This window comes from Acidisphaera rubrifaciens HS-AP3 (assembly GCF_000964365.1).
GTDB classification, from domain to species: domain Bacteria; phylum Pseudomonadota; class Alphaproteobacteria; order Acetobacterales; family Acetobacteraceae; genus Acidisphaera; species Acidisphaera rubrifaciens.
In genome coordinates this window covers 1-1,532 of sequence record NZ_BANB01000374.1, presented here as the reverse complement: position 1 = coordinate 1,532, position 1,532 = coordinate 1, and the positions used below count along the sequence as shown (strand labels likewise).

Here is a 1,532-nt window from a genome sequence, read left to right as displayed (position 1 = left end):
GCCTCGTCCTGCTGGCCCTGGACGTGCTCGACGCCCCGCCCGGCCTCCGCCTGTCCTGAGGGGGACCGGCCCCGGGCCGCGCTGACGCGTCGGGTGGGCGGCGGCTACAGCGTCCCGCCGCGCCGTCCGGCCATGGCGCCGAGGCGCAGGCGCAGCGCGTTGAGCTTGATGAAGCCCTGCGCGTCCACCTGGTCATAGGCGCCCTCGTCCTCCTCGAAGGTGACGACCTTCATGGAATAGAGGCTGTGCGGACTCTCGCGGCCGATGACGATGACGTTGCCCTTGTACAGCTTGAGCCGGACCTGCCCGGTCACGCTCTGCTGACTCTCGTCGATCAGCGCCTGGAGCATCCGCCGCTCCGGGCTGAACCAGAACCCGTTATAGATCAGCTCCGCATAGCGCGGCATGAGCTGATCCTTCAGATGCGCCGCCTCGCGGTCGAGGGTGATGCTTTCGATCCCGCGATGCGCCGCGAGCAGGATGGTGCCGCCCGGCGTCTCGTACACGCCGCGCGACTTCATACCGACGAAGCGGTTTTCCACCAGATCGAGCCGGCCGATGCCGTTCTCGCGGCCGAGCGCGTTCAGCCGCGTCAGCAGGGTCGCCGGCGACATGCGCGTCCCGTCGATCGCCACCGGATCGCCGCGCTCGAAGTCGATGCTGATGACGGTCGGGCGGTCGGGGGCCTGTTCCGGGCTGATGGTACGCTGGAACACGCTTTCGTCCGGCTCCACGGCCGGGTCCTCGAGGATTTTGCCCTCGGAGGAGGAGTGCAGCAGGTTGGCATCGACGCTGAACGGCGCCTCGCCGCGCTTGTCCTTGGCGATCGGGATCTGATGCGCCTCGGCGAATGCCAGCAGCTTCGTCCGGCTGGTGAGGTCCCAGACCCGCCACGGCGCGATCACCTTCACGTCGGGCTTGAGCGCGTAATAGGCGAGCTCGAAGCGGACCTGATCGTTGCCCTTGCCGGTCGCGCCGTGCGCCACGGCATCGGCACCGGTCATCTCGGCGATCTCGATCTGGCGCTGGGCGATCAGCGGCCGGGCGATGGAGGTGCCGAGCAGATACTGGCCCTCGTACAGCGCGTTGGCGCGGAACATCGGGAATACGAAGTCGCGGACGAAGGTCTCGCGCAGGTCCTCGATGAAGATCTCGCGCACGCCGGCCTGTTCGGCCTTGCGCCGGGCGGGTTCGAGCTCCTCGCCCTGCCCCAGATCGGCCGTGAAGGTGACGACCTCGCAGCCATAGGTCGTCTGCAGCCATTTCAGGATGACGCTGGTGTCGAGGCCGCCCGAATAGGCGAGCACGACTTTCTTGACGTCGCGGGCGGTCATCCGAGGCCTCCGGTCATGGACGCTGCCGCCTAGCGCCTCGCCCCGTCCGGTGCAAGGCTCGCCGGCGCCAGCACGGCGCAGAGCCGTCCCGCCTGGGCCGCGACCTCGGCCACCGGCGCGGCATAGCCGCCGGCGATCCAGGCCAGCGCGATGTGGACCACCCCGCCCACCACGCCCGCGCGCAGCAGCGCCGCGCCC

General features: G+C 69.5%; 1 protein-coding gene. It reads right to left on the bottom strand.

Annotated features, from left to right (window positions below; all coding sequences use genetic code 11):
• Positions 1-104: 104 nt before the first annotated feature.
• Complete coding sequence (locus tag B8460_RS11330; RefSeq protein WP_048861707.1) at positions 105-1,334, bottom strand: argininosuccinate synthase; 1,230 nt, start codon at positions 1,332-1,334, stop codon at positions 105-107.
• Positions 1,335-1,532: the final 198 nt, after the last annotated feature.